The organism is Deltaproteobacteria bacterium, assembly GCA_020845895.1.
Taxonomy (GTDB): Bacteria; Lernaellota; Lernaellaia; order JACKCT01; family JACKCT01; genus JADLEX01.
In genome coordinates, this window is record JADLEX010000087.1 from 1 (window position 1) to 6886 (window position 6886).

6 protein-coding genes are annotated in these 6886 nt (G+C 66.7%); 4 read left to right on the top strand and 2 right to left on the bottom strand.

Annotated features, from left to right (window positions below):
* Positions 1 to 262: 262 nt before the first annotated feature.
* The 4 genes from IT350_11630 (at position 263) to IT350_11645 (ending at position 4895) form a co-directional block, all read left to right on the top strand.
* Complete coding sequence (locus tag IT350_11630; GenBank protein MCC6158692.1) at positions 263 to 3148, top strand: hypothetical protein; 2886 nt, start codon at positions 263 to 265, stop codon at positions 3146 to 3148.
* A 94-nt stretch (positions 3149 to 3242) separates the two neighbouring features.
* Positions 3243 to 3671, top strand: a complete 429-nt coding sequence (locus tag IT350_11635; protein ID MCC6158693.1) for a hypothetical protein — start codon at positions 3243 to 3245, stop codon at positions 3669 to 3671.
* Positions 3668 to 4309, top strand: a complete 642-nt coding sequence (locus tag IT350_11640; GenBank protein MCC6158694.1) for a hypothetical protein — start codon at positions 3668 to 3670, stop codon at positions 4307 to 4309. Before IT350_11635 ends, IT350_11640 begins: the two co-directional genes overlap by 4 nt.
* Before the next feature lie 277 nt (positions 4310 to 4586).
* Positions 4587 to 4895, top strand: a complete 309-nt coding sequence (locus IT350_11645; GenBank protein ID MCC6158695.1) for an HU family DNA-binding protein — start codon at positions 4587 to 4589, stop codon at positions 4893 to 4895.
* 110 nt (positions 4896 to 5005) lie between these two features.
* Here the strand turns inward: IT350_11645 and IT350_11650 are convergent, their stop codons facing one another.
* Both IT350_11650 and IT350_11655 read right to left on the bottom strand, forming a co-directional pair.
* Positions 5006 to 6055 carry a hypothetical protein gene (locus IT350_11650; GenBank protein ID MCC6158696.1) on the bottom strand — a complete coding sequence of 350 codons (1050 nt, stop codon included), beginning with the start codon at positions 6053 to 6055 and terminating at the stop codon, positions 5006 to 5008.
* 181 nt (positions 6056 to 6236) lie between these two features.
* Positions 6237 to 6886: methyl-accepting chemotaxis protein (locus IT350_11655; protein MCC6158697.1), on the bottom strand; the 650-nt coding region annotated here is incomplete at its 5' end.

Consider the following 6886-nt stretch of genomic DNA (forward strand, 5'->3'; position numbering starts at 1 on the left):
ACGCGGTTCACGACCACGCCGATGCCGACCGGCGCCGCGCGCAACACCGCCCCCTGCTGCTGGGCCAGTCGCGGTGTCGGGTTCAGGTCGGACATGCAAAACCCCGGATCATGCATCGAATCGGAAGCGTCGCGACGTCTCGTCAGCGCGCGATTTCGAATTTTCTATTGACCACGCCCGCAGGCTCGGCGTCAATCGTTCAGCTTTGCTGGTCTTGGAGTCATCGCCCGGCTAAGATGCGCCCTCCCTTGGGGATTGGGCGATGCCGGGTCGGCAAAAACTGCCAAAACCGATTCTTTGCGCCACCGCGCCCGGACGCGCATGGTACGCCCGGCGCGCGCAAAGGGCGTTCGCCGACCCGCGCCGATTCGACCCGGGGTTCGCCCGCGTGCTCGATGCCACGATTCTTCCCGATCTGTGGTCGATCGTCGATTTCGACGGCGACGGCGTCCCCGACGCCGTCTCCTTCGCCTTCACGAACGCGGGCGTCACGCAGCGGCTTGTCGGCGTGCGGGCGGCCTTCGACGGTCGGCGGCACGACGCGGGACAGGTCCGCGTGGACAACGGCACGCTCGTCTGCCGCGCGTCCGCCATCACGCGCATTCAGTTCCATCCCGGCGAACCGCTCATCATCACGTTGCTGGGAATCGCGGCGAAACCCGGGGTGCATTTTCTCGATCTGCGCCTGCGCGGAGAGATCGAGGACATCCTGTTCACCGGCCTGCCGGTTCTGATCGACCGCGACGGCGTCCGCCCCGCGTGGCACGTCGAGTCCGAATCCGTCGACCCGACGCTCCGCACCGCGCCCATCGCCCTCATGCCCTACGCCCACTTCGACCTCGCCGGCGAACTCGGTTTCACCGACGCCACGCAAGTCGCCGTGGGCATCCTCCAGGAAGCTCTGCGCCTGGTCGACGAGCGGCCCGAATTCACGTTCGCGTTCGCCCATGCCGCGCCGATCGCCGAACTTGCCGCGAGGCGGCCCGACGATCTCGACGAGTTGCGCGCGCTCGTAAAAGACGGCCGATTCGAACCGCTGTGCGCGGGCATGTCCTCGACCGCGCCGCTCGCTTTGCACGGCGAGTTTCTGGTGCGTCACGTCGTTCGCTGGCAGCGATTCGCGCGAGGGACCTTCGGCCGGGAGAGTCGGACCGGCTGGTGGACGCACGCCGGGGCGCTCGGTCCGCAGACGCCGCAGATCCTGCTCAAGTCGGGCATCAATGCGCTCGTCGTGTCGGAGACATCGGTGCCGCCGAAAACGCCCCCCCACTTTTGGTGGCGCGGTCTCGACGGCGCGCGCATCGCGACGCTCAATCTCGGAGGCGACCCAATCGGCGCCCACGGCGTCGCCGCCGAACCCGAACGCGCGATGCGGCGATGGTTCGACGTCGTCGCGCGTCTCGCCGGCCGCTTCGACCGATCGACCGTGGCGCTGCCGTCCGGCGGTCTCCTTGCCGCGCCTCGCGTCGAAACCGCGCTCGCGCGTGAAGAGTGGAATCGACGATTCCCCGCCTCGCCGATGCGCTTCGCGACGCCGGGCGCGGTGCTGGCCGAAATCGACCGGTCGAAACTGACGACGCTGGGACCGATGCGGCCGGCGTCGAGATCCCTGCGCCGCGAGTCCCTCCCGGCTTCCCCGCCTCTCCACGCGGCATCGCACGCGGCTGCCGACGCGCTGTGCGATCTGGAGACGCTTCACGCCATGACGAGGCCGACCGGCGACGCCGACGCGCGGTTGCGGCGCGGGATTGAACGGCTGTGGGACGACGCGCTGGCCGCGACCTCGGCCGCCGCCATCTCGGGCGCCGTCGGAGCTAAGGCGCACGACGAAACCGCGCGACGGCTCGGCCGTGTGCACCGCGAGAGCGAGGACCTCGCGCGCGACCTGCTCGGCGGTGCTCTTGCGGGAAGCGTCCGCGCGAAAACCCGCATCGCCGTGGCTAACACGCTCGGCTTCGCGAGGCAGGAGACCGTCGAGGTCTGGCTCGAAGCGCTCGGCGGCGTGTTGCCGGTGGTGCACGACACCCGCCGCGCCTTGCCCTCCCAAGTGCTGGAGCGCGAACTCTACGCCGACGGGACCGTCAAGCGCGCGCGCACCGCGCTGCTCGTTCACGTGCCCGCGTGCGCGATCCGCGTCTACGACCTGACATATGGCGAAGCGCCGCTCGACGCTCCACCCCGTCGATATTTCGCGAAAGCGACCGACGAGGCGATCGAAAACGGGTTCGTCCGCGCCGAGCTCGATCCGCGCCGAGCGACGCTGCGTTCGATGTGGGACCGTAAGCACGATGCCAACTTCGGTTTCGACCACGCGGGGCGCATCGTGTGGACGCCCGGCGTCGGGCCGCCGCGCCCCTGGCGGCGCGGTCGCGAATTTCAGGTCGATGAGATCAACGTCCTCGAGAATGGACCGGTCCGCGCGGCGGTGCGTTTCGGCGGCGCGGTCGCGGGGCGGCGCATGTCGGTGACCTACCGCATCACGCAGGGCACGCGGCACATCGAGGCGATCTTCGAGGGACTCGCGAATCTCGCGGGCGGCCGAACGCGTATCGAGTTCCCCACCGAGTTTCGGCGCGGCGCGTTCCGCGTCGAAACGCCATTCGGCCGGGCAAGCAGCGGCGCTCAACGGGCGCTGGGTTTCGCGGCGCTCGCCCGGGGCTCGCGCGAGCTCGTGTTCCTCGGTGACGGATCGCCAAACTGGGCACACCGGCGCGGGTGCGTGACGCTCGGCGTCGACGCGCCTTTCGAGGGCGGTCGCGACTCGCTGCGGTACGGCCTGCTCGCGCATGTCGGTCCGGCGACGCGCGATCACGCGTCCCGACGCGCGCAGGCGTTCGTACGTCCGCTTCGCGTCGTGGGCCCCTCATCGGTCCCGGAGGGCGCGGGATCGGCTTCGCTCGTGCGCGTCGATCCGCCGAACGTCACCATGACCGCGCTGCGCCGGGCGGGCGGCGATGTGGAGATGCGCGTCTTCGAATCCGCCGGCGAGGGAGGAACGATGCGGCTGGTCTTCGCATCGCCTCCCCGATCGGTGACCGTCACGGACCTGCTCGGGCGACCGGCGAAGTCCTACGCCGTCGATGGGCGCGCCGTATCGCTGCCGATCGGCCCGTTCGAAATCAAGACACTGCGCTTCGAATCGGATTGAGTCCGATGCGCCCCGCGTTCACGAAGCACCCGACTCTTTCGCACGCGGTCTGGACCTGTTAATCTTTTCGCGCGAATTTCTGGAGAACGCTCTCATGACCAGATCCCGCCCGGTGCGCTCTTCGCGCGATGCCTTCTTGCTGTTTCTGCTCGTCACCGCGTTGTTGTCCTTCGCCTGGGGATGCGTGGAAAAGGACGAGGAAGACGTCGATCCCGATCCCGAGGGCGACACGCAGGACGATCAGACGATCTGCGGGCGCGGCTGGGAGTCCGAGTTGCAGCCGTTCTTCGACAACTATTGCGTGCGCTGTCACTCGGAGTATCAGCAGGGCGAGGCGCGAAACGGCGCTCCCGGGGAATACAACTGGGATTCGCAGGACGAGGTCCTCGCGGCGGGCGAACTCATCATCGAGCAGCTTCGCGATGACGGAGCAATGCCCCCGTCGGCGCCGTACCCCGGCAAGCAGGAAAAAGATCGCATCATCTCGTGGCTCGATTGCGCGTTGACGACCGAGGAGCCATGAGCCGCGCGCCGCGCGCCGAGAATCCCTCCCCGAAGTTCGCGCGCGTCCTGACCTGGATGTTCGTCGGCGCATTCGCGCTCATGCTGCCCGCCGAATTCGCGAATCTGCACGAATCGGGCGTGATGTCCCGCGCGGCGATATTGCTGGCCACCGCGGGGCGTGCCGGATTCGCCGCCGTCGCCGCGGGCTACCTCGTTTTTCGCGTCCTCGACATCCGGGCGCATCGGACCTGGCGCGATTTCGGCGCGTGGTCGGCCCTGCCCACCATCGCCGTCGTCGGCTGGGGCGTTTTCGCGTTCACGACCATTCCCGTGCGCGCGCACAAGTCCCGCGCGCCCGAGGCGGCGCAGGTCGCGCATCAGGCCGGCGCCCGCGCCGAGCGCGCGCAGGATGCGTTCCGCGCAAAACACGGCCGCTTCGCGGATCGGCTCGTGGACCTGCTCGAGATCGATCCGTCGATCGCGCCCGAGTCGGATGTGACGTTTCGTTTCTCGGCCATGAACGGCAGCGGATACGCGTTCAGCACGCGCGCTCCCGGATCGACGGTCACGTATCGATTCACCTCGCGCAAGCGCGACCTCGAGCGCTTGAGGGACGAACGACGACGGCGCGTCGGCACGCCGAATGATTCGCCGTGAAAGCGGAGCGGACATCGCGGCGTCGCGAAAATCTCACCGCGCCGCCGGGTGGTGCTTGACATTTTTCCCCGACGCGATAAACCCGGCTCAATTGCTTCATGCCCGTACTCGACAAATTCGAAGCGTTCTCAAACGCCCGTGAAACGGGCGTGCCGCGAAGGTGAGCGCCGCCGGAAGTGCAAAAATCCGCGTGTTTTTGCTTGACCGGCGTGGACCCATTTGTTAGGTTGCGAGGCGATTCGTTCCCAACATCACGTCATGGCGAGGAGGATTCAGGATGGCCAGTGCCAAGAAGCCGATGACCAAGTCCCAGATCGTTTCGTATTTCGCCGAGAAATTTAACCTGCCGAAAAAGGCCGCCGGCGACGTCGTCGAGGAATTCGCGGCTCTCGCCATCGCGCAGACGAAGAAGGTCGGCGCCTTCACGCTGCCCGGCGTCGGCAAGCTCGTCGTGCAGAAGCGCAAGGCGCGCAAGGGCCGCAATCCGGCCACGGGTGAGACGATCAACATCCCCGCGAAGACCGTCGTGAAGATGCGTCTGCTCAAGGCCTGCCAGGAAGCGATCGTTCCGTCGAAGAAGAAGTAACGCCGATCCATCGACGTTCACACGAAGCCTCGGCCTTGCGGCCGGGGCTTTTCGTTTGCGGTTCGGTCAGTGTGAAACGGGGAATCGGGCTGCGGTGATTTCGCGCGCGATCACGCCGGTGAAAAATCGAGCAGGTCGACCGCGAAATCGGAAAGGGCGAAGCTCAGATGCTCACGCACGCCCATCGCGTCCCCGCCGATCTGCAAAGGCGTGGGCCGGTCGAACTCCATCCGGACGCGCGTGACGAGGAAATCGAAAAATCCCCGCGACTGGTAACGACCGCGAAAGATTCCCGGGCTGTGCATCAGCGCTTCGCTCACGGGGATGTCGACCACGCGGAAATTCATGAAGCCCTCGCGCGCGTCGGCGAAGGGGAACGCGACCATGTTGTAACCGTAGTACGGCGTGGTGCCCGCGCCCATGACGGAGACGGGGCCCTCGTAGATCGTGTCGCCCGCGCGATAGGGCAGCCGCCGCGCGGCTTCGCCGAGCCGGCATTCGAACACTTCATCGCCCTCGTTAATCACCCGGACGTGCGGGCGTTCGCCGAAAAACGCGCGGGGCACGGTGCGCGACGCGATGGCCGCCATGTACGCCAAAAAGCCCGTCGAGAATTTCCGAACGACGGGCATTTTCCCCATCCGCGTCTTGAACCACGAGTAATCGTTGATAATCGCCGCGTCCCAGCCGAGGCCTCCGAAATGGAAGTGACGGGATTCGGATTCGATGAGCGGCAGCCGCCGCGTGCGAACCTCGAAACCGCGACGCAACGCCGCAAGCGGCTCAATGCCCTTGAGGTTGCCGACCCAGCCCGCGATGCCGTTGCCCGTGCCGAGCTTGAGCACGCCGAACTTCGGCAACGGATGCCGGGCGATGGCATCCTGCACGGCGCCCTGCATCACGCGGTTCTTTTCGTCGATGTACGTCTTGAACTGGTTGATTGTGGAGACGAGCGTGCCGTCGCCGCCGCCGCAAAACACCACGGGGTACCCGTGATCGACGATCTCTTTCACGGCGCGGCGCGCGTCGTCGAAGCTGTGCGACAGATACGTTTGCGCCTTGGGCACGAATTGCTCGACGCCCGTGAGCATGCGTCGCGAGACCTTGCGGGCGTTGGCGTTCAGCAGCACGGCAGCGTCGTGCAGCGTATTGGCGTTCATATGTTGAGCTCCCCAAAGGCCGCAGTTCGGACCCGTGAGCATACCGACTGGGAGGGGCGAGCGAAAGAGGCCGCAACGCTCAAATTGGGGTGAACGGAAGAAAAAACAACGACGGGGACACCGCCTTCGATGCCCCCGCCGCCCTCATTCCCGCCGCGGATGCCGCGCACCCGCCGTTTTTCTAGACGTGGAACTGCGCCACGACCCGCTCCAGATTTTTCGCGAGACCCGTCATTTGCTCGGCGGAACGCCGCGTGGTGTCCGCCCCCTGCGCGGTTTGCTGCGCCGCCGCGTTCACACCCAGGATGTTCTGGCTGACCTGCGTGACGCCCGCCGCCGCCTCCTGAATGCCCCGCACCACCTCTTTTTCGATCGCCGTGTTCAGTTTTTGCACGCTGCTCGTCACCTCGCCCGCGCCGACCGCCGCGCCGCTGACCGAGCGCGAAACCTCGCGGGTCGTGGCGTTTTGTTCCTCGATCGCCGACGCGATCACCACGCTGATCTGGCTGATTTCGTCGATCGTGCCGTTGATCGACTGGATCGCGCCGACGCTGGCGTGCGTCTGCTCCTGCACCAGCCGGATCTTTTCGCCGATCTCGCGCGTCGCGTCCGCCGTCTGCTTCGCCAGTTCCTTCACCTCGTGGGCGACCACCGCAAACCCCTTGCCTGCCTCGCCCGCGCTTGCCGCTTCGATGGTGGCATTGAGCGCCAGCAGGTTCGTCTGGTCCGCGATGTCGCTGATGACGGTGACCACATTGCCGATCTCGCGCGCCGCGTTGTCGAGCGCTTCCATGATCGCGTTCGTTTCCTTCGCCTTGGTCGAGGCGTCCT

Bases quoted from the DNA above. Each gene is read 5' to 3' on its own strand.
- IT350_11630 (MCC6158692.1), top strand. From the start codon at position 263: ATGCCGGGTCGGCAAAAACTGCCAAAACCGATTCTTTGCGCCACCGCG.
- IT350_11635 (MCC6158693.1), top strand. From the start codon at position 3,243: ATGACCAGATCCCGCCCGGTGCGCTCTTCGCGCGATGCCTTCTTGCTG.
- IT350_11640 (MCC6158694.1), top strand. From the start codon at position 3,668: ATGAGCCGCGCGCCGCGCGCCGAGAATCCCTCCCCGAAGTTCGCGCGC.
- IT350_11645 (MCC6158695.1), top strand. From the start codon at position 4,587: ATGGCCAGTGCCAAGAAGCCGATGACCAAGTCCCAGATCGTTTCGTAT.
- IT350_11650 (MCC6158696.1), bottom strand. From the start codon at position 6,055: ATGAACGCCAATACGCTGCACGACGCTGCCGTGCTGCTGAACGCCAAC.